The organism is Cupriavidus metallidurans CH34, assembly GCF_000196015.1.
Classification (GTDB): Bacteria; Pseudomonadota; Gammaproteobacteria; order Burkholderiales; family Burkholderiaceae; genus Cupriavidus; species Cupriavidus metallidurans.
Window position 1 is genome coordinate 2506821 of record NC_007973.1, and the last position, 23534, is coordinate 2530354.

The following is a 23534-nucleotide window of genomic DNA, read 5'->3' on the forward strand; positions in this document are numbered from 1 at the left end:
AACCGATCAGGCAGGTTGCGGATCACCCTGCTTGTCTTCGCGCGCGGTGTAGCGGTCGAGCAGGTGAAACAGCACGGGATTGAGCACGATCGACAGCAATGCACCCGCAAGGATCAGCGCCTGCCCCCGCTCTGGCAGGATGTCCAGATAGACACCGAGGCTGGCCAGAATGAAGGAGAACTCGCCGATCTGCGCGAGGCTCACGGCAATCGTCAGACCGGTCCGGTTATTCAGGCCAAAGGCCCGCACGATGCCGAGCGCGGCGAGCGACTTGCCGACGACGATAATCAGGAGCGTCGCCAGCACCCCCCAGGGGTCGTTGACGAGCACCATTGGGTCGAACAGCATGCCCACCGAGACGAAGAACAGCACCGAGAAGGCATCGCGCAGCGGCAGTGATTCCTCTGCCGCGCGATGGCTGAATTCCGATTCGGCCAGCACCATGCCGGCGAAGAAGGCGCCGAGGGCAAACGACACGCCGAACAACGCATAGGCGCCGAAGGCCACACCCAGCGCGGTGGCCAGCACCCCAAGGCGGAACAACTCGCGACTACCGGTCCAGACAATGCGCTCAAGCATCCACGGAATGAAGCGCCGGCCAATCACCAGCATCACCGCGACGAACGCGGCCACCTTGCCAAGCGTGGAGAGGACCTCGATCAGTACCTCCATCGTGGTCGGCGCTGTCGCATTGGCATCACCGCCACCAAGCAATCGCGCCATGGCCGGCAGCAACACCAGCGTCAGCACCATCGCGAGATCTTCGACGATCAGCCAGCCCACGGCAATGCGGCCTTGTGGCGACTCGATCAAATCGCGCTCTTGCAGCGCGCGCAGCAGCACCACGGTACTGGCCACCGAGAGTGCCAGCCCGTACACGAGCCCTTGCCCCCAGGACCAGTCGAACCCCCAGGCCACCAACATGCTGAGAGCCGTGGCGATGCTGATCTGGACGATCGCCCCCGGAATGGCGATTCGCTTCACGGCCATCAGGTCCTTGACCGAGAAATGCAGCCCGACGCCGAACATCAGCAGGATCACGCCTAGCTCCGCAAGCTCCGGCGCCAGCGTCTGATCTGCCGTGTAGCCAGGCGTATGCGGCCCCACGACGATGCCCGCGCAAAGATAGCCGATCAGCGGTGGTAGCCTGAACTTGTTGGCAATCGCACCCAGAATGAACGCCAGCACGATACCGCCGACGATTGTGCTGATGAGCGGGGTGGCGTGATGCATGCGTCTGGGGTTCCTTTATGGTTGTCTCGATGTTCTGGGGACCACCCGCCCCTCGTGGCCGCCCTTACGGGCATCGCACGACGAGATCATGCCCCCGCGAAGGGCACAAGGAAGAGACGGATAGTACGGGAAGAGCAGACCGCGACGCGCGGGCGCCAATTGCGGCGCAACGCTCCACGGCAAGGAGAGTGCATCGGAATACAACTACGCGAGGTGGATTGCCACGCCAAGCGTCGTCCCGAATGCGGTACGGCCTGACGTAATGTAACACGCGCACCACGCAAGCCAATGTGAGAGAAGTCGCAAAAAATCCGCGATATCCCAAAGAAACTGAATTAGGGAAAGACCGAAAAGCAAAACGGCGCCACATCGGGCGCCGTTTTGCTTGAGACTGGAGGCGGAGGTCGGAATCGAACCGGCGTACACGGCTTTGCAGGCCGCTGCATAACCACTCTGCCACCCCGCCAGGTGACGATGCTGGATTGTATCCGCATTCGTTGCGACCGTCGTCACCGACATGGCCACAACCCGGAGGCAATCCCGAGAAAGAAAAAGGGAAGCGCTGCTTCCCTTTGGGATTGGAGCGGGAAACGAGTCATGCACTAGAGCGCTAAGTCTCTGTTTCCCAATCACTTTCTCCACTGTGGTGATCAGCGAAGAACTCAATTATAGCCTTGTTTTTCGCCCTCGGCAACAAAGTTCATCCAACCACTTCCACCAGCGTCCAAGGATGATCCATCCACCCGTCGTTACGCCTGATGCGTCCAGCTGCTGAGCGGGTTCGCTATCGAACTCCAACTTGCGACGATCATGACTTGCGCTCGCTCCGCAGGCAGCGCGGGGTGGTGTCGCGTGGACTACCTGGCACCTGGACGGCTGTAGGACACAACCGCCGGCATCGGAACACCGCAAGTACTCATCTTTACATCGCTGCGGCTAACTTCGCCGGAGCGCAACGCGGCGCCAGTGTAGTGGCAGCCAGCCTCAACGAAGGCGTGCAGCAATCCGGTTCATCTGCTCGATCTCCGCGCGCTGGCCATCGGAAATCGCTTGGCATAGGTTGACGAGTTCCGGATCTGAGAGCTGCGCCTCGCGGCACATGAGGATCGCTCCCGAATGGTGCGGGACCATAGACGCGATGAACTGTCGATCGCCGATTCCGGTTTGAGCACGGGTAGCGGCAAAAGAACCGAGTGTGAGAACGGCAAACAAGCCGTACAGCACGAGATTGAGCCGCCGGTTTGGAAACATGCCGGGCATTGTCGCTAGCATGAAGATGCCCATTGGCGCCCACATAGTGACCGCCATGTAGAGCATGTTGAGATTGTTTCTGAAGTCCCTGGCGCCGTCGATCATGCTGAACATTACGAAGTACATGACGACGAGGCCCAACACCATGTTCACCCAGAACTTGGCGTATGGTCGGCCGTGCTTACCCATCTGACCGGATGTGTGATGTTGATGTTCATGGGAATGTTCAGCCATCTCCGTCTCCTATGTGCTGGGGCAACCTGGCAGGGTCACTGGTACTGCGGCAGATACTTTGTCGATATATCAGCATGTGGAGCGATGCATCACTAACCGCTGATTTCCAGTCCCCAACTGGACGTAGGGGCGTCGAACGCTTCAACTCGCTGGTCTTGAACCGTCTGGATATCAGACCATACCAAATCGGTCTTGATGGGCTTTGCGCCACCTATGACGCTGGTACCGTGAGCGCCAATATCGAGCTTGCGTCCTCATCGCTCGATGGGCCGGCAACTGATCGATTCTTGCATATCAAGCAAGACAAGGCCACCTGCGGCGGACGCCAATGGCCTCCTCCGCCTTCGCTTAGGGCATCGCCTCAAGCGTCCGTCGCAGGCCATAACGACACAACAGCCCTTGGGCAAGAAAGGAGCCGGTGATGTAGCGCACCCGAAAGGAGACGAAGACATGCACAAGGACATTTCAACATCAAAGGTGTTCTATCGTCCCATCGAGGCGGCCATCCGATGGGCTGGGTTGCTGCGGTATCTCCCGATGATCCTGGCCACGATCGCGTCACCGCGTGTCCTGCCTCGGTCGCTGAACTGCCCTCGATGGAATGAGTGCCGGCTGCACTCGGAACGTATCTATGACGGCATCCTCAACGGAGAGCTGCCCTACGGCAAGAACGGGATCACGCTCAATGATCCGAACCTGCTCAATTCTCTGGATCTGACTGTTCGCCATGTCGATCTAAAACGCTGGATGCGCACCCACTATCCCGAGCACCGGCCAGGATTTCTGTTCAGCCGTGGCGAACGCATGGCGCATCCTTTCATCACCATGGAAACAGGACAGGCGATCCTCGTGGAGCGGCTGGCCCTTCAGGCCGCGCTTGAACAAGCCCGACGTGAGATGCGAGAACTGCAGGAGCAGCACGACACGCTACTCAAGCAATCCTCGGTGCTGTTGGCATCCAAGCAATGCGAGATCAGCGAACGGGCGGAAACGACCTATCTCAACATCATTGGAGGGATGTTGACGCTGATGCTGAGCCAGTCGCCTTCAGGCGTGCCCTATTCCAGCTTCAAAACGCAGGAGGCCCTTGTCTCTGCATTGGTCGCCCACTACGGCGGCACCATGGGCATCACTGAGCGCACCTTAAACGGAAAGTTCGCCAACGCTAAGAGGTACGTTCGTAGCGCAAGCGCATGAGGTTATCCAGCTTGTATGTGCAATCGCGGAGATTGCATTTGCAATGTCTTTCCGCAGCCAGGTCTATTGAATAGAGGTCACGCCAACAAACGCCACCGAGCGTTCAGGAGTGACCGCCATGTCGCAGACCCCTGTACTCCCGCCGAACGAGCGCCGCATCCTGCGGCTCGATGAAGTCGAAGCGAAGTCCGGCTTCAAACGCGCCCACATCTACAACCTGATGAAGAAGCGCCAGTTCCCTCAGGCGCTGCGCCTGGGCGTGCGCGCTGTCGGCTGGGATTCGATCGAAATCGACCAGTGGATCGCCGAGCGCCTCAACCACCGGACCTGACCCGCTCTCCCGCGGACTTCCCATTCCCAGCCGGAGAGCGCCATGCAGGTCGTGTCCATCATTTCAACGAAGGGCGGCGTCGGCAAGACCACGACGGCCGCCAACCTGGGCGGGCTCGCCGCGGACGCGGGCCTGCGCGTGCTGCTGCTCGATCTCGACGTGCAGCCCACCTTGTCCTCCTACTACGAACTGACCCAGCGCGCGCCGGGCGGCATCTATGAGCTGTTGGCCTTCAACGAGCGCGACCTTGGCCAGCTCGTGTCCCGCACGATCATCGCGGGCCTGGACCTGGTGCTGTCCGACGACCACCGGGGCGAGCTGAACACGTTGTTGCTGCATGCGCCGGATGGCCGCCTGCGGTTGCGGCATCTGCTGCCAGCACTTGCTCCCCTCTACGACCTGGTGCTGATCGACACCCAGGGCGCGCGTTCCGTGCTGCTGGAGATGGCGGTGCTCGCCTCCGATCTCGCGCTGTCGCCCGTCACGCCGGAGATCCTCGCGGCACGCGAGCTGCGGCGCGGCACCATGCAGTTGCTCGAAGACATTGCGCCGTACCGGCACCTGGGCATCGAACCGCCGCCGCTGCACTTGCTCATCAACCGCGTCCACCCGGTGTCCGCCAACGCACGGCTGATCCAGCAGGCCTTGCGCGACCTGTTCCAGGACAGCGCCGGCATCCGCGTGCTCGCCACCGACGTGCCGGCCATAGAAGCGTATCCACGTGCCGCAACGCGCGGCCTGCCGGTGCATCGGGTCGAGCACCGCCAGCCGCCCGGCAGAGTCGCCCCTGCCGCGCTCGACACGATGCGCGCGCTCGCCAGCGAGTTGTTCCCGCAATGGCAGGACCGACTGGCTCAAGTATCCGGCCGCCCGCAGCGACCTCTTGATCCTGGGAGGCCCCATGGCGAACGCACATGAGCTGGCCCGCGGCCACAAGCGGCTGCGCGCCCTGATCGAGTTCGCGGTCGGTGAGGGCTGGCACGTCAAGCGCACGCCGGGCGGGCACCTCAAGTTCACCAAGGCCGGCTGCGCGGCGATCTACACGAGTTCGACAGCGAGTGACCACCGGGCCGAATTGAACGCCCGTGCGCAGATCCGCCGCGCCGAGCGAGAGGCCCGCATGGCGCCGGCCGGCGGTCGTGGGGACTGCGAGGGGTGCGGCCATGGCTGACATGACCTCGCAGGACATGGCAGGCAAGCTGCTCGCGGCCGGCTTCGAGCGCAGCGGCCCAGCGGCTACGGCCTTGAGCGACCCGATCGCGGACACGCCCATGGTCGTGACGCTGGACCAGTTGCGGCCCTACGACCATGACCCGCGCATGAAGCGCAACCCGGCTTACGAGGAAATCAAGGCATCCATCCGCGAGCGCGGCCTGGACGCGGCGCCGGCCATCACGCGCAGGCCCGGCGAGGACCACTACATCATCCGCAACGGCGGCAACACGCGACTGGCGATCCTGCGCGAACTCTGGTCGGAGACCAAGGAAGAACGCTTCTTCCGCATATCGTGCCTGTTCCGACCATGGCCGGAGCGCGGTGAAATCGTCGCGCTGACCGGGCATCTTGCCGAGAACGAACTGCGCGGCGGCCTCACGTTCATCGAGCGCGCGCTCGGCGTCGAGAAAGCACGGGAGTTCTACGAGCAGGAGAGCGGCGCCGCCCTGAGCCAGTCGGAACTGGCCCGCCGCCTGGCGGCCGATGGCTTCCCCGTCCAGCGGTCGCACATCACCCGCATGGCCGACGCGGTGCGCTACCTGCTGCCCGCCATTCCCACTGTGCTCTATGGCGGCCTGGGGCGCCACCAGGTCGAGCGGCTGTCGGTCATGCGCACGGCCTGCAAACGCACCTGGGAGCACTACGCCAAGGACCGTTCGCTGCCGCTGGACTTCGACAGTTTCTTTCAGGAGGTGCTGGCGCAGTTCGACACGCAGGGCGACGAGTTCGCGCCGCAGCGCGTGCAAGACGAGCTGATCGGCCAGATGTCCGAGCTGCTGGGCATCGGCTACGACGTGCTGGCGCTGGACCTGACCGAATCGGAAAGCCGCCACCGGGCGCTGGTCAGTGACCCGACGCCACCTGCGGCGCAGCCGGCGTTGCCTTCGCCCACCGCCGGCACGCCGACTCCGCCGGGCGCAGCATCGTCCATCGCCACGCCTGCAGCGGCGGCCGGTCCTCCACCCGCCAGCCCTCCGGCGTCCGAGCCCACCTTGCGCCACGACGACACGGCGGTTGGCGAAGCGGCCACGGGAAGCCAGCCGGCCGCACCGGGCGATCTGCTTCGCGAGCACATCGTCTCGCCAGCACCGACGACAGAACGGCTCCAATCGATCCAGCGCATGGTCGCCGACCAGTTGGGCGATGCGCTGCCGCCCGACTTCTCGGCGAGCGTGCTGCAGTCCATCCCGGTGCAAGCCGGCGGACTCTATCCGATCTCCGACGTCTGGTACATCGACGCCGGCCTGGACACGCCCGATCGGCTGCGCATCCACATCGCGCAGTTCGCGCGCGAGATCGCCGGGGAGGCAGGCCTGGACGAGTGCATCGAGGATCGCGCCGATGGCATCGGGTTTGCGTGCCGCGCCCGCGGCCAAGCCCCGTCGCCGCTCGGCCGCGCGGTGCTGACGCTGCTCACTTCCCTGACGGGTCAGCCCGTCGCCGAAGCGGGCCTGGACGGCGCGCAGCTCGCCGCCGACCTGCCGACCCTGTTGCACGGCCAGAGCCAAGGCCATGGCAGCGGCGCAAGGCGCTTGAGCGACACGGCGTTGGTCAAGCTCTTTCGGCTGCTGCGCCTCGCCCGGCGTCTGCTGGACCTGGAAGCCGGCACCACGGCGCCCGGGACGTGAGCGAGGGAGGCCGCATGTCCACATCGCATCCGCTCAACCAGGCCGTGATTGCCCAGGCGCTGTATGACCTTCGCAACGGCCAACTGCGCCGCTGCAAGGCCATGGGCTTCGGCGAGGCCGAGCTGGATGCGCTCAAGCACCCCGCGCTGATCAGCGTGCTGGCCAACGCCAGCGTCTCGTGGTGCTCGGTCACGGTCAACCGCGAAGTGCTGCAGCGCCTGCTCAACCAGGCACAGGACGTGGAGAAGGAAATCGCCACGGTCGATCGCATGCTGCGGCTGGGGGCCAGCACGGAGATGGTCAGCCGCTTCTATGGCCTGACCCATCAGGAAGTCGCCCTGCGGCGGGAGATCCTCGGCCTGCCCAAGCGCAAGGGGCGCCACCCCGTCCTGGACGAGACCCAGGACACCGAACTGTGGCGGCAATGGAAAGCCGTGACCAGCAGCAGGAACGTCGATCTGGAGGACGAGACCTCGATTCTCGATGCGGCCATGGACCTGGCCGAGGGCATGTCGCTGCCGCTCTCGGTGGTCTGGGCCGCGATCAGGAACTGGGTCGATCAGGGATTGGGCTAGGCCATGGCCGTGGACGACACCGCCCCACGAGCCCAGCGCCCTGGCCCCATCGCACTCGCCGACCTGTTCGACGCTGCGCTGAAGGACCTCGCGCCCAAGTCCAGCTCTGGCGCTCCCGCGTCCCTGCCTGCTCCAACGCCCACGCCTCCTACGTCCGGCGACGCCTTCCTGTTCAGTGGCAATCGGCACGAGAGCGTGCCGCGGCGGCTGTTCCTCGACCGCCGCCTGACACCGCTGGAGCGCAACGCCTGGCAGGTGTTCCGATTGATGCTCAACGACGATGGCGTCACGGCATTTCCCACCTATGAGCAGTTGCGCCCCTGGCTGGCGTCGATGCCCTGCGCAGGCCAGGCCTCCCATGAGACCGTGGCGCGGGCGCTGACGCTGCTGCGCCTGACGCGCTGGCTGAGCCTCGTGCGACGACGGCGCGACCCCAAGACCGGTCGCATCCTCGGCAACCTCTACGTCCTGCACGACGAACCGCTGACGCCGTTCGAGGCGATGCAACTCGACGCCGACTACCTGGCCCTGGTCAGCCAGTCGCTGGGGCATTCGGCCAAGGCCGTCCAGGTGGTGGGACTCAACACCCTCCAGGAGATCGCGGACGACCCGATGCTGTCCGGACGCACCTTGCCGTCGCGGCTGCAAGTGCTCGCCGAGCGCCTGGCCGACCAGGGCATCACCGCCTCCGAAAGTTATCCACAGGAGGATGCGGTCCACGATTCCGAAGAAGGGCCCGCGAGCCTTCTTCGGAATGGCGATCGCCCATCTTCGGAATCCGAAGCAGGGCCGAAACCCGCGCCAGACGGCGCTCTTCGGAATTCGAAGCAGGACCGTACAGTACGTAGTAGTCGTATTGATGAAGTACGTACTACCGCGCAGGCGCGTGCGCTGGGCGACCTGCAATGGCCCAAGCGCTTCGCGGAACTGAAGGCGGAACAGCAGGCCGGAGCCAAGATGGCGTTGCAGCAGGTGGACGCTGCCCTGCGGCAGGCCGTGCTGGACGAATGGGCCGCACGGTGCGGCAAGCATGGCATCCGCAACCCCGCCGGTTATCTGTTCGGCATCATCCAGCGCGCCATGCGCGGCGAGTTCAATGCCTGGGCCAAGCAGACCGGCCCGGCACCGCCAACACCATCGGCGGCGCGAGCGCCACCAACCGAGCCGCCGCGCAACGTCGTGCCGCCCGAGGTGGCCCGGCAGCACATCGAGCGCCTGCGCGATCTGCTGCGCAAATCCTGAGCACAGGGCTTGTCAAAGCCGTGAAGTAGATCTCCATGGCGGTCGGCAGAAACGGTCCCCTGGGGACGGCTGTGCGGTGAAGCGCCGGGCGACGGCGCGACATGCTGCGCAAAACCTGAGTAGAGCGCATGCAAGACCATGAAGCAGACCTCCATGGCGCTCAACGGAACGGTCCCCTGGGGACGGCTGCGCGGCGAAGGATCGTGTCGAACGGCAGCGCGACGTGCGGTGCAGCACGCATACCGTCAACAACCGAGGACGGGAACGCCGATGTGAGTGCCCATCTGCGGAGCGGTCCCCAGGGGACCGTTGCGCGCTGCGCCGCCAGCGCGCACAGAACCGGGGGTCGGCTCATTTCGGTTTGTTGACTGACTGCCTTCCGCTGCATGCGGATGCTGGCGGCTCCCTGTCCACCAGCGAGCGATCACCATGGCAACCAGCAACGAACCATTGCAACTCAACCTCGGCTCCCTGCGCAGCGCGATGTCGCTGACGCTGCACACCCACCACGCCTCGCGCATCTGGCATGGCCGCGCCGCCGCCGAGGGGCGACCCGGCATCGTCGGCCTGAACGGCTACATCGCCGTGATGAACAAGATGAAGCGCGGCTCGGAGCAGGACGACCCGTACAGCGACTGGTGGATGTTGCGCATCGAGGAAAAGCTCGACCAGACCAGGACCACGTTGCAATCGCTGCGCGAGCAGGTTGACCAGGCACTGGCCGGCGTGCCTGCGGCGTTGAGCCTGGGTGAGAACCTCAACGTGCAGCCGGTGAAGCTCCCCTTGTTCGTGAACGCGCAGCTCGGCTTTGCCGCCGTCTATCTGCTGGCCGACTACGACGACATCGCCCGCAAGCTGATCCTCGCCCACCACACCGCGCTGATCGATCGCTCGACGTTGGAGCGCTGGCTCAACGAAGGTGCCCACGCGCTGCGCAGCCTGTTCAGCCTGGCCCAGCAATACCGCTACTCGGGCTGCACCCGCGACGACTTCGCGGCCAAGAACGCCGCAGCTCGGGCAGCATTGGAGAAGTTCGGCGAACTGCCGCAGGACGTGCTCGAAGGCATGCGCCGCTCGAAGTTTGCGCCGCCCGTCGTGCGCCGTGGTCTGCAACAGCGTGGTGATAGCGCTGCCGCAGCCGCATCTCCCACCGACGAAGGCGCTGCCGCCGATTCGGCCGAGGCCAAGTCCACAGCCGCCGGCGAGGACGAACCGGCATGAGCGACCCGAACCGCGAACCGCGCTACTTCCGTCGTCTGGAACAGCCAGCCTTCATGCGGCTGGAACACGCGGCCTCTCTAAAAGGCCTTTTAAAGCCTTTTAAAGGTAAAGGGGACTTCGAGGCCTGGGCCAGCCAGTGCTTCGCCATGCGCGACGAGTTGATTGCCCTGGCGCAGCGACAGGTGCTGCCACAGGCGTGCGGGCATCCCTTCCACCTGCTTCCCGTCGAGCTGGCCCAGCAGACCACTGGCGCAGGCACGACCTTTCTTCGCTGGCGCAAGCACGATCGATCGGCCATGGGCGTGGCGTTGTGGCAGGAGCTGATGGCGAGCCCCAGCACGCCGGTCAACCTGCTGCACGACCTGCACGAGATCGAACTGCAGCGCGTCATGCTGAACATGCAGATCAGCCTGCTGCACACCCTGGGCAGGCAAGCACAGGAATGCGCCAGCAAGGCCGCGCAGGCGGACAACACCTACCTGCGCCGGCTCGCGTCCGTTCCTGCCGCAGTGCGCGATCGGTGATTGCGCCTGCCATCCGAGCACGCGCCCGAGCCCAACGAGGCACGGGTATTTCAACCACCACGGAGATTCCAACATGAGCACACAATTCATCGGCGAGGGCAACATCGGATCGCCTCCCGAGTACCGCGAATTCCCCAATGGCAACGACGATCCTCGCCGGTTGCTCCGGCTGAACGTGTACTTCGACAACCCCGTCCCCACCAAGGGCGGCGAGTTCGAGGACCGCGGCGGCTTCTGGGCGCCGGTGGAACTCTGGCACCACGACGCCGACCGCTGGCAGCAGCTCTACCAGAAGGGCATGCGGGTGCTGGTCGTCGGCCGCATGGAGCGCGACCCCTGGACGGACAACGAAGATCAGCCGCGTGAGACTTGGCAGGTCAACGCGCGCAGTGTCGGCATCCTGCCGTACCGCATCGAGTCTGTGGCCCTCAGCCCGAAGCCACAGGAGGCAGAGCCGAAGCCCCAGGCCACCCAGGAATCGACGGCGCCGAAAGAGACCAAGCGCAGGAAGTGATCGGGCATGGAGGGCGGCTGCCGCAGTGCTTCGCCGCCCTCCATGCGCTGCGAATTATCCCCAGGGGATAGCTCCACCAACGTCCACCGAGTTCCACGCGCGCTCCCGGAAATCGCGGCTCTCGGCCCGCACACTTCCGGCCACGCACCTTCCCCGCACTCGCCATTTCATCGGCGTGAAAGCGGTCGCTGCCGCATGCGGCTTGTTTGCTGCTGCCAGGGGCTGCGCTCGGCATCCTCGATCCCAGCAACTCCATGAACAACAGGAATCGGGATGGACGGATATGCGGCTGTTCTTGTGCGAGAAGCCCTCCCAGGGCAAAGACATTGGCCGGATTCTCGGCGCCACGCAGCGCGGTGAAGGCTGCCTCAACGGTTCCGGCGTCACGGTCACCTGGTGCATCGGCCATCTCGTGGAGGCGGCGCCGCCCGAGGCCTACGACGAGCAGCTCAAACGATGGTCCGTTGAGCAGTTGCCCATCATTCCCCAGCACTGGCGGGTCGAGGTCAAACCGAAGACCGCCACGCAATTCAAGGTCGTCAAGGCGCTCTTGGCGAAGGCGACTCACCTGGTTATCGCCACCGATGCCGACCGCGAGGGCGAATTGATCGCCCGCGAGATCGTGGAGCTTTGCGGCTACCGCGGCCCCATCGAACGCCTGTGGCTGTCGGCGCTCAACGATGCGTCCATTCGGGCGGCACTGGGCAAGCTGCGGCCTTCGGCCGAGACGCTTTCGATGTACCACTCGGCGCTGGCGCGCTCCCGTGCGGATTGGCTCGTGGGCATGAACCTGAGCCGGCTGTTCACGGTGCTGGGGCGACAGGCGGGTTACGACGGCGTGCTGTCGGTCGGCCGCGTACAGACCCCGACGCTCAAGCTCGTTGTGGACCGCGACCGCGAGATCGCGCGCTTCGTGTCCGTACCATACTGGGCCATCGCCGTGTCCCTGTTCGCAGGCGGTTCGACTTTCGCCGCGCAATGGGTTCCACCCGATGCGTGCACCGACGACGCAGGCCGCTGCCTGCGGCAGCCGGTCGCACAGCAGACCATGCAGCAGATCCGCGCTGCGGGCAGTGCCCACGTCGTGTCGGTGGAGACTGAGCGTGTCCGCGAAGGCCCGCCGCTGCCGTTCGACCTGGGCACCTTGCAGGAAGTGTGTTCCAAGCAGCTTGGGCTGGACGTGCAGGAAACCTTGGAGATTGCCCAAGCCCTGTACGAGACGCACAAGGCCACGACGTACCCCCGCTCGGACTCCGGCTACCTGCCCGAGAGCATGTTTGCCGAAGTGCCCACCGTTCTCGACAGCCTGCTCAAGACCGATCCCTCGCTGCGCTCGATCATGGGCCAGCTCGACCGCTCGCAGCGCTCGCGCGCCTGGAACGATGGCAAGGTCACGGCGCACCACGGCATCATCCCGACGCTCGAACCGGCGAAGCTCTCCGCCATGAGCGAGAAGGAACTGGCCGTGTACAGGCTCATCCGGTCGCATTACCTGGCGCAGTTCCTCCCTCACCACGAGTTCGACCGCACTGTGGCCAAGTTTTCGTGCGGGGGGCAGAACCTGGCGGCCACGGGCAAGCAGGTTGTCATCCCGGGTTGGCGCCAGGTGCTCGCCGAGCCGCAGGCCGAAGACGGTGATGGCGAGGGCGATACTGCGGTCCGCGCCCAGGTGCTGCCCGCGCTGCCGAAACTGTATGAGGGCCTGGCATGCCAGGTGGCCGACGTCGATCTCAAGGCACTCAAGACGCTGCCGCCCAAACCGTACACGCAAGGCGAGTTGGTCAAGTCCATGAAAGGCGTCGCCAAGCTGGTGTCCGATCCCCGCCTGAAGCAGAAGCTCAAGGATACGGTTGGCATCGGCACCGAAGCGACGCGGGCCAACATCATCGGCGGCCTGATCGCTCGCGGCTACCTCGTGAAGAAGGGGCGCGCCATCCGCGCCTCGGATGCGGCTTTCACTTTGATCGATGCCGTGCCTGCGGCGATTGCCGACCCTGGCACCACCGCCGTCTGGGAACAGGCGCTCGACATGATCGAGGCCGGACAGCTCACCCTGGACGTGTTCATCGGCAAGCAGGCCGCGTGGATTTCGCAGTTGATTGCGCAGTACGGCAGCGCCTCCCTGTCCATCAAGGTTCCCCAAGGGCCGGCATGCCCGCAGTGCGGCGCACCCACGCGCCAGCGCAGCGGCAAGAGCGGCCCGTTCTGGTCGTGCAGCCGCTACCCGGACTGCAAAGGCACGCTGCCAGTCGAATCCGGCAGCTCCAAGCGCGGCGCCTCGCGCCCGCGCCGTAGCGGCCGCAAAGGCTCCTGACCGCCCCCGTTCCCCGTGAGCCGTGCCCGCCTTCGGCGGCGTGGCCCCTGTCCCGCACTCCGCCGCATGCCCTGCGGGACGCCCAGCGCGCAACGCCTTCTTGATCCGTGTGCGCGTCCCGCCCAGCCGTCCCCGGCCGCGGGACCTGAAGGTAGCTTCTCTGCGAGCCGCACCACGCGCGTTCTGTTGATCTGCGTTTCTTCCGCCCTCTGCGAAGGGTCTCCCGGTGGCTTGCCAGGCTGCACGAGCCACCGGGAGACCCTTCGTGGTCAGCGGTAATCGGTGCCGGTGCCCGCCGGTGCAAAAACGGGCTCCCTTTGTGCGCGGATGTGCGCCAGACGATGCCGGCCCCAGCCACGACATGGGCCGGGTGTGATTGCTTGATGAGCAGACGGTTCTAGCGACGACCGGGCCTGCCAATCAGCCCACGGGTGGTTCCTCTTTTCTCCCGAGCCGAAGGCCGTTGGGCCTTCGGCGCCATTCTCCTGCCCATCAACGTCCCGGCCCGGCCATTGGCCTGGGCCACACGAACAGGAGAGACGACATGCACCCTCAACCTTGCGCACCGCTGCTGTACGGCAGACGGAGGTCGAGAACGGCATGCCCGCCTATCGCGCGGCCATCGCCAATGGTACGCTCGGCTGCAGCCGAGGCCGTAGCCCAAAGGCTGGACTACCTCTTTTGCAGAGGTAAACCTCGGGATGAACTGGGCGAAAACATGCCTTATGTGCCCGCCTTACGGCGAGCTGTTTCCGATGCTTCGCGCAGGATTTCCCGCCCCCCATTCGCTGCGATTGCGGCCACGATGACGCCCAGCACCAGATCCGGGATGTTCGACCCGAACCCCATCACCAGCACCCCGGACAGCACAATCGCACCATTGACGATGGAGTCGTTGCTGGTAAAGATCGCTGACGCCTTGAAGTTCACATCTTCCCCGCGATGGCGGCGCAGTAGTCTGAGGCACACTAGGTTCAAAGCCGCGTTCAGCGCGGCCATGGCCATCATGGCTGGGCCGACAGGCTCTTCCCCTCCAGCGAAGCGGCGTAGGACTTCCAACAGCAGCAGCGCGGCCAGGCCGATTAGCAAGAAACCCGACAAGCGGGCCGCGCCCACCTTGACCGTTGCCGCACGACCGACGGCATACAGGCTAACCGCATAGACCGACGCATCGGCGAGGTTGTCCAACCCGGCGCCCATCAGCGCCGTAGAGCCAGCCCAGATGCCAAGGGCAATGCCGGCGGCGGACTGCGTCAGGTTGATCAGCAACACAGTCAGAAGAATCTTTCGGTCCTTCGCATCGCTCGCATCTAGGCGGCCCAACTCGTCGTTTTCGTGATTTCTGTGGTTTTCAGCCATGCATTGTTCCTTCCAAATCGATGGATGCTGAAGCCTGTAGCGGCTGGAGAGTCAAGGCGCAGATGCAACGAACTTGCCACAGGGTCTTCCCGGACGCCCTTGACTCTACCGTAGCTAGAAGGTTTTCCAATCCAGTCAGAGCTTTAGGACAGAACAGATGAGCACCAATGCGCCCCCTTCATTGCGACTGTCATCCGGTATGGCTGCTATCCACTGATCCGTGGCGCCACTGCGGTTGTGCTCTTCGGCGAGCTCGCGACCGGCCGGCCGTCTTTTCCGACGGAGCTACTCACAGTGATCGTCGCGCTCGCTTGTGCCGCCTTGCTAGAGGGCGGGCGGCCTTTCCACTCCCCGTTGAGCCAGTAGCGGCGTTCCAAGCTGTGGTTGGCCGTCGGCGCATGGCTCGGCTTCTTGGTCGTGCATCTGGCCTTCCAGCACTCCAATCTGGGATACCGGGTCGGGCCGTTGGGATTGTTGATCGGGGTGGCTGAAGCCCATCGCTGGCATCACAAGCGTGAGCACGAAGACGCCCAAGTCAACTACGGCGATTTCTGGATGCCCGGGGGCCACTTGTTCAGCGCTTTCCGGTCGCAAAAGCACACGCTGGGCGCCAAAGAGTGACACTCAAGAAAGATGGACTTTCCAATGGACTACGGCCCGCAGCTTGTCTATCCCTTCCGGAGCCGGCCAGCAGCGGCAAACGCTTGCGCTGCTGGCTATACGATCTTGCCCACGTCGCATTCTTGCGCGAGTCGGGCCTTGCGGCTTCTTGCGAAGCGATCGCGAGTTGCGTGGCGTGCCCATGAGTCGGGCCGCGTCGTGGCGCACTGCTACCTTGGCCTGCACCTGCACCTGCGCAGCCACGCCGCGATGCTCGGTCTGGCCTGGAGAACCCGTAAGGTGGCGGAGATTGCGGCGCGCAGGTCGTCCGGCTCGCGCTGGCTCCTGTGGGCCACGCCCTCGGTCGCACGCCGTCTCAAAACGTCAGAATCGCGCGCTTTCGCATGATGGAGCGCGGCACGTGGCTCTCAGAACTGGACCCGATCACTTCCAGCACCGATGACACGCTCGAGCTTCAGGCGGGCTCGGCCAAGCTGTTGAGAATGCCGCACTCGCGCGAGGTTCGGGCGCTATCGCAGGAGCGTCGCAGATCCATTAACTCGCGCTCCAAGGCGCGCAATTCCTTCATCTTGGTCCGCACTTGCGCGATATGAGCGTCGACCAGCGCGTTCACCTCGCCGCAGCCCAACTCTGGCCGATCCCGTAAGTTCAGCAGTTGACGGATCTCATCCAGCGTCATGTCCTTCGCCCGGCAGCGGCGGATGAACAGCAAGCGCTGCAAATGGACTTCGTCATAGAGCCTGAAGTTGCCCTCGCTACGTGCAGGCTCGGGCAGCAAGCCTTCTGACTCGTAAAAGCGCACGGTCTGCACCAAGCAATCTGCCTTCTTGCCCAGTTCACCGATCCGCATCATGGTTGCTTCCTATAAAAAACTTGACTCTATATCTACTAGAGGTTTTCTAATGATGGCATCCGGGGAAAACCTTGTCAATGAAGAGCGATCTATGAACAAAGAACCTTCCAGCCCATGCGCCTGCTCCGGCGGCAATGGCCAACAGACGGCGTGCGCCAGTGAGCAGGCCAGCACTGAAACCACCGTTTTCCACGTGAGCAACATGGATTGCCGCAATGAGGAAGCACTGGTGCGGCGAACGCTGGAGGGCATGCCCGGTGTCGAGCGGCTCCTGTTCGATCTTCCGCAGCGTTTGTTGACCATTTCGCACCGCGAAGTCTCGGCCGATGCCTTGGAGCAAGCGCTGAATTCGGTGGGCATGAAGGCTCAGGCTGTCCGAGACGCCGCCGTGTCGACCACCTACCGCATCGAGAACATGGACTGCCCGAGCGAGGAGAAACTCATCCGCTCGCACCTCGGGGCAGTCGAGGGAATTCAGGACCTCGACTTCGACCTCGCTGAGCGCACCCTGTCGGTGAAACACCTCGCTCAGGCACGCGCGCAGATGGAGCAGGTCCTGGCCTCGATCGGCATGCGCGCCAAGGAGCAGACCTTCGGCCACACGGGGCCGATCGAAGCCGCGGCTGTGATCCCATCCTCGGCCCTGCAGCAGCAACCAACCGCTGCCGTTTCCGCGCCGCCGATCGGCGAGCGGGTGACGTACCGGATCGAGAACATGGATTGCCCGACGGAAGAAGCGCTGATCCGCGACCGGCTGGGCAAGCTGCCGGGTGTGACCGCGCTCGACTTCAATCTGATGCAGCGTGTGCTGGGAGTCCAGCACACGCTGGCGACCTCAGCGCCGATCGAGAAGGCGCTTGCTTCCATTGGAATGCAGGCTGCGCGGCAGGACATGCAGACAGCCACCACGGTACTTCGCATCGCGAAGATGGACTGTCCGACCGAGGAAAGTCTGATCCGCGGCAAGCTGCAAGGCATGCCGGGCGTGCAGGGAATGGATTTCAACCTGATGCAGCGCACGCTCACGGTTCGGCACACACCCGACGCGATCAAGCCGGCAGTCGAAGCCATCGAATCGCTGGGCATGGAAGCCGAGGTCCAGAGGACTGATGAGCCGCGCGATGCCCCGGTGGCCGCGCACAAGACCAATTGGTGGCCGATGGCGGTTTCGGGCGTTGCGGCGGTGGCCGCCGAAGGCGTGTACTGGGTCAACGACGGCAATCATTGGGCCGTGATCGTGCTGGCACTGGTTTCGATCTTCACCGGCGGCCTCAGCACCTACAAGAAGGGCTGGATCGCGCTGAAGAACCTCAACCTGAACATGAACGCCCTGATGGCCATCGCGGTCACCGGCGGCATGGCGATCGGCCACTGGCCGGAGGCCGCCATGGTCATGTTCCTGTTCGCGTTGGCGGAAGTGATCGAGGCGAAGTCGCTGGACCGCGCCCGCAACGCCATTCGGGGGCTGATGGACTTGGCGCCCGAGACCGCGACCGTGCGGCAGGCCGATGGCTCATGGACAGAGCTGCCGGCCAAGGAGGTCGCAAAGGGCGCGGTGGTCCGCGTGCGTCCTGGCGAGCGCATCGCACTGGACGGCCTGATCACCTCGGGTCGATCGGCCATCAACCAGGCGCCCATCACCGGCGAGAGCCTGCCCGTCGAGAAGGCCGAAGGTGACCAGGTCTTCGCCGGAACCATCAATGAGACCGGCTCTTTCGAATACAAGGTGACCGCAGGCGCCAGCGACTCGACGCTCGCGCGCATCATCCATGCCGTGGAGTCCGCGCAGGGCAGCCGTGCGCCCACGCAGCGCTTCGTCGACCAGTTCGCCCGCGTCTACACGCCGGCGGTGTTCGCGGTGTCCGTGCTGGTTGCCGTCGTGCCGCCGCTCGCCTTCGGCGGCGCATGGTTTGACTGGGTCTACAAGGCCCTGGTACTGCTGGTGATCGCCTGCCCCTGCGCTCTGGTCATCTCCACGCCGGTCACCATCGTCAGCGGCTTGGCCGCTGCCGCCCGACGCGGCATCCTGATCAAGGGTGGCGTCTACCTGGAGGGCGGGCGCAAGCTCAAGGCGTTGGCCCTGGACAAGACCGGCACACTCACACATGGCAAGCCCGAGCAGACCGACTTCGTGCCGCTGATCGGCGAGGCGCAGGAAGTTGCCGCCTGGGCCGCAAGCCTCGCGGCACGCTCGGACCATCCTGTGTCTCAGGCCATCGCCCGCAAGGCGAACCGTGACGGCATCGCGCTGCACGAGGTCGACGACTTCGCGGCGCTGCCTGGCCGCGGCGTGCGCGGCCGCGTCGCCGGGCGCATGTTGCACATGGGCAACCACAGGCTCGCCCAGGAGCTGGGCCTGAGCGAAGCGACGCTCCAGGCTCGGCTGGAGACCCTGGAGCGCCAAGGCAAGACAGCGATCCTGCTGATGGACGATGCGACCGTGCTCGGCATTTTTGCAGTGGCCGACACCGTGAAGGAAACCAGCCGTGAGGCGGTGGCCGACCTGCAGGCGCTGGGTGTGCGCACGCTGATGCTGACGGGGGACAACCAGCACACGGCCGCGGCCATCGCTGCCCAGGTCGGAATCTCTGAAGCCCGTGGTGACCAACTGCCCGAAGACAAGCTCAAGACCATCGAAAGCCTGGTCGGCGGCGAGGGCCAGGTGGGCATGGTGGGCGACGGCATCAACGATTCGCCCGCGCTCGCCCGTGCCGACATCGGCTTCGCCATGGGCGCGGCCGGCACCGACACCGCGATCGAAACAGCCGACGTCGCCCTGATGGACGACGACCTGCGCAAGATCCCCGCCTTCATCCGGCTGTCGCGTAGCACTGCGGCGATCCTCACGCAGAACATCGTTCTGGCCCTTGGCATCAAGGCGGTGTTCCTTGCGTTGACGTTCACAGGGCATGCCACCATGTGGATGGCTGTGTTCGCTGACATGGGGGCAAGTCTTTTGGTTGTCGTCAATGGGCTGCGCCTCCTGAAGTTCAAGGCGGCATGAACAATGGATGAACCATCTCTTCGCAAGACGCAGTGGTACTCACTCGCGATCGTTATATTCGCCGGCGATCAGGCAGCTAAGAGCTACATTGACGCGACAACTCCCTTGGGTTGGTCGCACGAGGTGGCGTCATTCTTCAACCTAGTTCACGCTCTCAATCCCGGCGCGGCGTTCAGCTTCCTTGCTGGCGCGGGCGGCTGGCAGCGGTGGTTTTTTCTGGCGATCGCGTTCGCAATATCGGCATGGCTCGCATGGCTGCTCTCCCGGCCGCTGCGCAAAACGGAAGGCCTTTCGTACAGCCTCATTCTGGGCGGCGCATTGGGCAACGCGTTCGACCGCGCCACGCGCGGGCACGTTATCGACTACATCGACTTTCACCTGCACGGCTGGCACTGGCCCGCCTTCAACATCGCTGACATGGCCATCGTGGGCGGGGCGATCGCGCTGGTGGCCCAGTCGTTCATGAGCGTGGAGAACCCGGCCGCCACAAAGGAGTCCCAGTGACATTGGGACGATCCGGAAATTCGCAATGCACACGGTGCAGGACACCAATCTGAAGAGAACGGCCCCCAGCATGAGCGGCCGCGGCTTGGCCCTCATGCTAGCGCCCACCGCCGCTTTTGCTGCAACGCCCTGTTGCGATGGCGGCGATTGCTGCAACGACGTCGCAATGCCTTGCTGTGAATAAACAGCACGCAAGCCAGTTGACCTGGCAATTATGAAAGTCCATCACGGCGATGCTGGCCTTTTTCGTTCCAATGAGCCGTCACGGAGAGGTGATGATGAAGCTATGCCGGGATCCTGCAAGCTTTAGGACGGTCTTCTTTACCGCATAGCGATATGCTGATGTCACCCGTTCGCCTCGCCTGGCAAGTACAAGTAGTTCGTCGCGGTTTTCTGGCCGTGTCCGCCCGCTTCGCTGGCCCTTTTGCCCCAAACAAGCGCAATCATGCCTGCGTTACCACCAAAGTTCGCCCCCGCCAGTTGCTGTTCCTAAAGGGCATCAAGCTCAACGCCATCGCCGACCGGCCAGCGTATTTCGCATCGCTGCGTGCCCGTCGGGGCCAGCCCATCGTCATCCTCGCAGAGCTGGGACCGGACGAGGCATTCGCCCTGTGGAAGCAGCATGTACTGGGCGACAGGCCTCGCTGACCCAGTTTCGCCTCATCCTCCTGACAGCCCCGCACTTATTGCGGGGCTTTCTTTTTTCCGCGTTCGCCAATCGGGGCTGTTGCAAATGCCGATTTCCGGCTGACGCGGCTCGCCTCGCGCATGAAGCTGCCCGCATGTGTCGCTGATTCGTCAGCACCATGCCAGCAGCCAGAGTTTCCAGGCTGCCGCGGATTCTTTCCGCGCTACCCGCCAGTCCGCCATCGCATCGAGTCTGCGGACGCGCGTCACCCGTGACGCCGATGCTTTTTTCTCAACCGCGTGCGGGAGCTGCCATCCCGTGAGGGACGAGGCCCCGCTTTTTCCAAGGAGCCCGTCCATGTCCCAGCAAGCCTCTTTCGGCCAGTTGGCCTTGATCCATTGCGGCAAGTTCCTGCCGCTCGAAATCCTGCATAGCGCCGCCGGCCACTACATCGGCACGCGCGATACAGAAGGTCCCGTTTCGCGGGAATCCTGCCAGTACTTCCGCAGCTATGCCGCGGCTCAACGTGCCCTCGAAAGAGGCGGCTGGTCCCAGCTCGCCACACCCTGATCCAACTGGAGGAACCACGTCATGAACCAGCTTTTGCCCCAGGAAGTCGTCGATCAGATCATGCGGGAAGAGCAGCATTTCGCCGCCGCGCCCCAAGCCTTCTTCGAGGTCTGGAAGCGCGGCGTCGAGATCGCAGGCCCGCAATGGTTTGGCGACGGCACGCGCGAAGGCCTGAACCAGGCAAAGAGCAAGTGGGATCTGCGTCCCGACATGCTGCGTGCCAACGACGCACTCGGCGTCCTGAGCAGCGGGGAACGCATGTTCCTGTCCGCCATGTTCAGCTTCTACAACGCGCGCGAGGGCGGTGCCATGCTCAAGCGCTGCCACTTCCAAGGACTGTCGGACTTCGATGGTCTCGATCTGCAACGTCGCCAGGTGATCGCCGACCTGCTGCTGAACTACAGCGGTTGGTGAGCCGGTCCCTGGCACACCTTCATCACTGCGTTCACGGGACCCCATGAGGGACATGCGCCTCGTTCGAGGCCATGTCCCTCGCGTTTTCTCCCCGCCCAGCGCCATCCGGCATCAGGCGGTTTCCCCTGCGGATGCCATCGTCCGCAAGGGCTGGCTCCGTTCATTCATCGAAAGGAGCCTTCATGGCCAACAACTACTACGAAGCCACCGGCGTTCTCGTGCTCGACCGTGTGACGCCCGTCATCCAGGCGCTGTTCGGCGCCTTCGCGCTGGACGAGAGCCACCCCGGCAACGGGCAGGCCTACATCGCCCAGATCGCCGAGACCACCAATCCGCAATGGCCGGACGTGCTCGATGGCCTGGAAGACCTGGCCACGCAACTCGGTATTCCGATGCCGGACGACGAAGGGCTGTCGATCCCGCCGCTGCTCGAACTGCTCGCCGTGCACTTCCGTGCCGATGAGGACGAAGAGCTGGGGAACTTGATCGACCGTCATTCGTTCGAGGACACCGCCGATCTCGACGCATTGTTTCTGATCGCCACCCGGTTCGATGACGGGCACCACCTGACCGCCATCCAGTTCGAGGGCTGCTGGTACTGCAGCAAGCCGCGGCTGTTCGAGTTCGGCGGCAACGGCTGCTACCTGAGCCGCGAGGTCCGCTTCATCAGCTCCTCCTCCCAGGCCCTCCAGCTCGGCGACCAATTGCGCAAGACCATTGTGGCCGCCGACATCGAAGAGGCTTCGGCCCTGATCGCGCTGGAGACCATCAATCTGCTGGCGGGCGTCAGCGACGAGCCATTCCGCATGAATTTGCGCCGGCGCGTCGCCGAGCGATTGGCCCAAACGCCAACGATCAGCGTCACCTGACGCTGTTTCCTTTCTTTCCACCCACCGGGGTCAATTCCCGGTGGCGGGGATTTGCTCCATCATTATTCTGTTGGAGAAATCCCATGTCCCAGAATCCCAATCCCTTTCTACGCGGCTACTGGAATCTGAAAATCGTCCGCACGCTGTCCATCAGCTACGAGGACGGAAGCCCGCATGTTTGGCGAAACATCCACCCGAGCCAGCAGCACCTCTGCGACGCGGCGCTGGTTTCTTCTCCTTGCATCATCACCAGCGACTTCGCGGTGGTCAGGACTGGCACCGAACCTGTCGGCGCCGCACTGATCGCCGAATGCGACGCGGCTGAAGGGGGCAGCGGCGAAGGCATGGTGGGTGCCGTGGTGTACGCGATCCACGGCGACGACTTCGACGGCCGCCCCGTCCACATTGGCGACACCTATTCGGCCGAGGCCGCACGGGAAGTCGTGCAGCGGTTGAGCTTCGAGACCGGCTACTACAGCCGGTGCTGGGAAATCAGCAGCGCGCACATCAGCCGCGAAACCGGCCAGTACCTGGCCAACCTGGCTGACCTCGCGACGCCGGAGGCCTTTTTGTTCATCGCGTTCCGGATTCCCTACAGCCCGGCGATCGGCGTCAAGCTGATCTCCACGCCCTGGACGGACCAGCACCTGCAGGACGTCGAGGGGATCGCCGCCGAGCAGCTTCGGCAGGAGCACCGCAGCAAGGGCATGCCGGACGAGCTGGCACAGATCCTTGAACTGGCCGGCCAGGCCGACGTGCGCATCCTCATCCTCGATGCCGACGCACCCGTGTTGCCGGGCCTATCGCTGGCCGGCGAATAGCTGCCACACACATCCCCGGCCTTCCTTGTCCTCACCGCATGCCGGCCCGGTCTCCCGCCAGAGAGCCGGGCCGGCGCACTTTCACAGGAGCGATCCCATGTTCCCCGACCTCATCACACCCGCATCCGACTTCGAGCACCAACTCGGAGCCTGCGTCAACGCCATGAGCCAGGAAGATGCCATCGGCCAGATCCTGGTATTCGAGCGCATGAGCGGCACGCTGCACATGCGCCATATCGCCAGCGCCGACCTGGTGGACACCGACGTGGACGACTACGAAATGGTCGTCTTCGACGGTGGCAACACAAGCGGCGACACGTGGAAACACGTGTTCTTTCCGCGTCAGCGCGAGCACTACTTCGTGTACCAAGCCTGATTCCTCCAGCCCCTTTCGAGGGGCTTTTTCTTGCCC

25 protein-coding genes and 1 tRNA gene are annotated in these 23534 nt (G+C 64.2%); 21 read left to right on the plus strand and 5 right to left on the minus strand.

The genetic code is table 11. The annotated features are described in order from the left end of the window. Window positions 1-6: 6 nt before the first annotated feature. The 3 genes from ybaL to RMET_RS11485 form a co-directional block, all read right to left on the minus strand. A complete protein-coding gene (gene ybaL / locus RMET_RS11475; RefSeq protein WP_011516989.1) occupies window positions 7-1233 on the minus strand; it encodes a cation:proton antiporter domain-containing protein in 1227 nt (408 codons plus the stop codon). Window positions 1234-1625: 392 nt separating this feature from the next. Continuing rightward, window positions 1626-1699 (minus strand) — tRNA-Cys (locus RMET_RS11480). Window positions 1700-2217: 518 nt separating this feature from the next. Beyond that, the gene (locus tag RMET_RS11485) at window positions 2218-2718 is read right to left on the minus strand and encodes a DUF305 domain-containing protein (protein ID WP_003098996.1); all 501 of its coding nucleotides are present in this window, start codon (window positions 2716-2718) and stop codon (window positions 2218-2220) included. Window positions 2719-3168: 450 nt separating this feature from the next. Between RMET_RS11485 and RMET_RS11490 the strand changes: the two genes are divergently transcribed. The 11 genes from RMET_RS11490 to RMET_RS11540 all read left to right on the plus strand — a co-directional run bounded on the left by RMET_RS11490 (window position 3169) and on the right by RMET_RS11540 (window position 13479). Further along, entirely contained in the window at window positions 3169-3915 is a 747-nt protein-coding gene (locus RMET_RS11490; RefSeq protein ID WP_003098991.1) for a hypothetical protein, read from the plus strand. A 118-nt stretch (window positions 3916-4033) separates the two neighbouring features. Continuing rightward, window positions 4034-4246 carry an AlpA family transcriptional regulator gene (locus RMET_RS11495; RefSeq protein ID WP_003090093.1) on the plus strand — a complete coding sequence of 71 codons (213 nt, stop codon included), beginning with the start codon at window positions 4034-4036 and terminating at the stop codon, window positions 4244-4246. A 42-nt stretch (window positions 4247-4288) separates the two neighbouring features. Beyond that, on the plus strand, window positions 4289-5164 hold the full coding sequence (locus RMET_RS11500) for a ParA family protein (RefSeq protein WP_003098988.1): 876 nt from the start codon (window positions 4289-4291) through the stop codon (window positions 5162-5164). Continuing rightward, on the plus strand, window positions 5148-5417 hold the full coding sequence (locus RMET_RS11505; protein WP_003050422.1) for a hypothetical protein: 270 nt from the start codon (window positions 5148-5150) through the stop codon (window positions 5415-5417). The genes RMET_RS11500 and RMET_RS11505 overlap by 17 nt, the downstream gene beginning before the upstream one ends. Beyond that, window positions 5410-7089 carry a ParB family protein gene (locus tag RMET_RS11510; protein WP_004350508.1) on the plus strand — a complete coding sequence of 560 codons (1680 nt, stop codon included), beginning with the start codon at window positions 5410-5412 and terminating at the stop codon, window positions 7087-7089. The genes RMET_RS11505 and RMET_RS11510 overlap by 8 nt, the downstream gene beginning before the upstream one ends. 14 nt (window positions 7090-7103) lie before the next feature. Further along, window positions 7104-7664: a DUF2857 domain-containing protein gene (locus RMET_RS11515; RefSeq protein WP_003090097.1), complete on the plus strand. Its 561-nt coding sequence runs from the start codon at window positions 7104-7106 to the stop codon at window positions 7662-7664. Between the two features lie 3 nt (window positions 7665-7667). Next, a complete protein-coding gene (locus RMET_RS11520; protein WP_003116837.1) occupies window positions 7668-8906 on the plus strand; it encodes an STY4528 family pathogenicity island replication protein in 1239 nt (412 codons plus the stop codon). A gap of 429 nt (window positions 8907-9335) precedes the next feature. Beyond that, window positions 9336-10127 carry a PFL_4669 family integrating conjugative element protein gene (locus RMET_RS11525; protein WP_003116836.1) on the plus strand — a complete coding sequence of 264 codons (792 nt, stop codon included), beginning with the start codon at window positions 9336-9338 and terminating at the stop codon, window positions 10125-10127. Continuing rightward, window positions 10124-10651: a DUF3158 family protein gene (locus RMET_RS11530; protein WP_003098978.1), complete on the plus strand. Its 528-nt coding sequence runs from the start codon at window positions 10124-10126 to the stop codon at window positions 10649-10651. Before RMET_RS11525 ends, RMET_RS11530 begins: the two co-directional genes overlap by 4 nt. A gap of 73 nt (window positions 10652-10724) precedes the next feature. Then, window positions 10725-11165 (plus strand): single-stranded DNA-binding protein, encoded by a 441-nt coding sequence (locus RMET_RS11535; protein ID WP_003098976.1) that lies wholly within the window; start codon window positions 10725-10727, stop codon window positions 11163-11165. Between the two features lie 283 nt (window positions 11166-11448). Continuing rightward, window positions 11449-13479, plus strand: coding sequence for a DNA topoisomerase III (locus RMET_RS11540; RefSeq protein ID WP_003116834.1), 2031 nt, complete (start codon window positions 11449-11451; stop codon window positions 13477-13479). A 723-nt stretch (window positions 13480-14202) separates the two neighbouring features. Here the strand turns inward: RMET_RS11540 and RMET_RS11545 are convergent. After that, window positions 14203-14838, minus strand: coding sequence for a cation transporter (locus RMET_RS11545; RefSeq protein WP_003098972.1), 636 nt, complete (start codon window positions 14836-14838; stop codon window positions 14203-14205). A gap of 384 nt (window positions 14839-15222) precedes the next feature. On the opposite strand from RMET_RS11545, the gene RMET_RS34155 reads away from it, so the two are divergent. Beyond that, window positions 15223-15459: a hypothetical protein gene (locus RMET_RS34155; RefSeq protein ID WP_003098970.1), complete on the plus strand. Its 237-nt coding sequence runs from the start codon at window positions 15223-15225 to the stop codon at window positions 15457-15459. Between the two features lie 24 nt (window positions 15460-15483). Further along, window positions 15484-15846 (plus strand): DUF3703 domain-containing protein, encoded by a 363-nt coding sequence (locus RMET_RS34160; RefSeq protein WP_196495817.1) that lies wholly within the window; start codon window positions 15484-15486, stop codon window positions 15844-15846. A gap of 67 nt (window positions 15847-15913) precedes the next feature. Here the strand turns inward: RMET_RS34160 and cadR are convergent, their stop codons facing one another. Next, complete coding sequence (gene cadR, locus RMET_RS11555; protein ID WP_003098965.1) at window positions 15914-16312, minus strand: Cd(II)/Pb(II)-responsive transcriptional regulator; 399 nt, start codon at window positions 16310-16312, stop codon at window positions 15914-15916. Window positions 16313-16403: 91 nt separating this feature from the next. Between cadR and RMET_RS11560 the strand changes: the two genes are divergently transcribed. The 8 genes from RMET_RS11560 to RMET_RS11595 all read left to right on the plus strand — a co-directional run bounded on the left by RMET_RS11560 (window position 16404) and on the right by RMET_RS11595 (window position 23498). Then, window positions 16404-19316 carry a heavy metal translocating P-type ATPase gene (locus tag RMET_RS11560; protein ID WP_003098961.1) on the plus strand — a complete coding sequence of 971 codons (2913 nt, stop codon included), beginning with the start codon at window positions 16404-16406 and terminating at the stop codon, window positions 19314-19316. Between the two features lie 3 nt (window positions 19317-19319). Then, on the plus strand, window positions 19320-19820 hold the full coding sequence (gene lspA, locus RMET_RS11565) for a signal peptidase II (RefSeq protein ID WP_003098955.1): 501 nt from the start codon (window positions 19320-19322) through the stop codon (window positions 19818-19820). 336 nt (window positions 19821-20156) lie between these two features. Beyond that, window positions 20157-20468 (plus strand): hypothetical protein, encoded by a 312-nt coding sequence (locus RMET_RS34495; protein WP_003108988.1) that lies wholly within the window; start codon window positions 20157-20159, stop codon window positions 20466-20468. A 337-nt stretch (window positions 20469-20805) separates the two neighbouring features. Then, window positions 20806-21018: a hypothetical protein gene (locus RMET_RS11575; RefSeq protein WP_003116833.1), complete on the plus strand. Its 213-nt coding sequence runs from the start codon at window positions 20806-20808 to the stop codon at window positions 21016-21018. A gap of 21 nt (window positions 21019-21039) precedes the next feature. Further along, entirely contained in the window at window positions 21040-21432 is a 393-nt protein-coding gene (locus RMET_RS11580) for a hypothetical protein (protein WP_003116832.1), read from the plus strand. Between the two features lie 182 nt (window positions 21433-21614). Continuing rightward, window positions 21615-22301, plus strand: a complete 687-nt coding sequence (locus tag RMET_RS11585) for a hypothetical protein (protein WP_003116830.1) — start codon at window positions 21615-21617, stop codon at window positions 22299-22301. Window positions 22302-22384: 83 nt separating this feature from the next. Further along, entirely contained in the window at window positions 22385-23122 is a 738-nt protein-coding gene (locus RMET_RS11590) for a DUF5983 family protein (RefSeq protein WP_003116829.1), read from the plus strand. A 97-nt stretch (window positions 23123-23219) separates the two neighbouring features. Continuing rightward, window positions 23220-23498, plus strand: a complete 279-nt coding sequence (locus RMET_RS11595; protein ID WP_003116828.1) for a hypothetical protein — start codon at window positions 23220-23222, stop codon at window positions 23496-23498. Window positions 23499-23534: the final 36 nt, after the last annotated feature.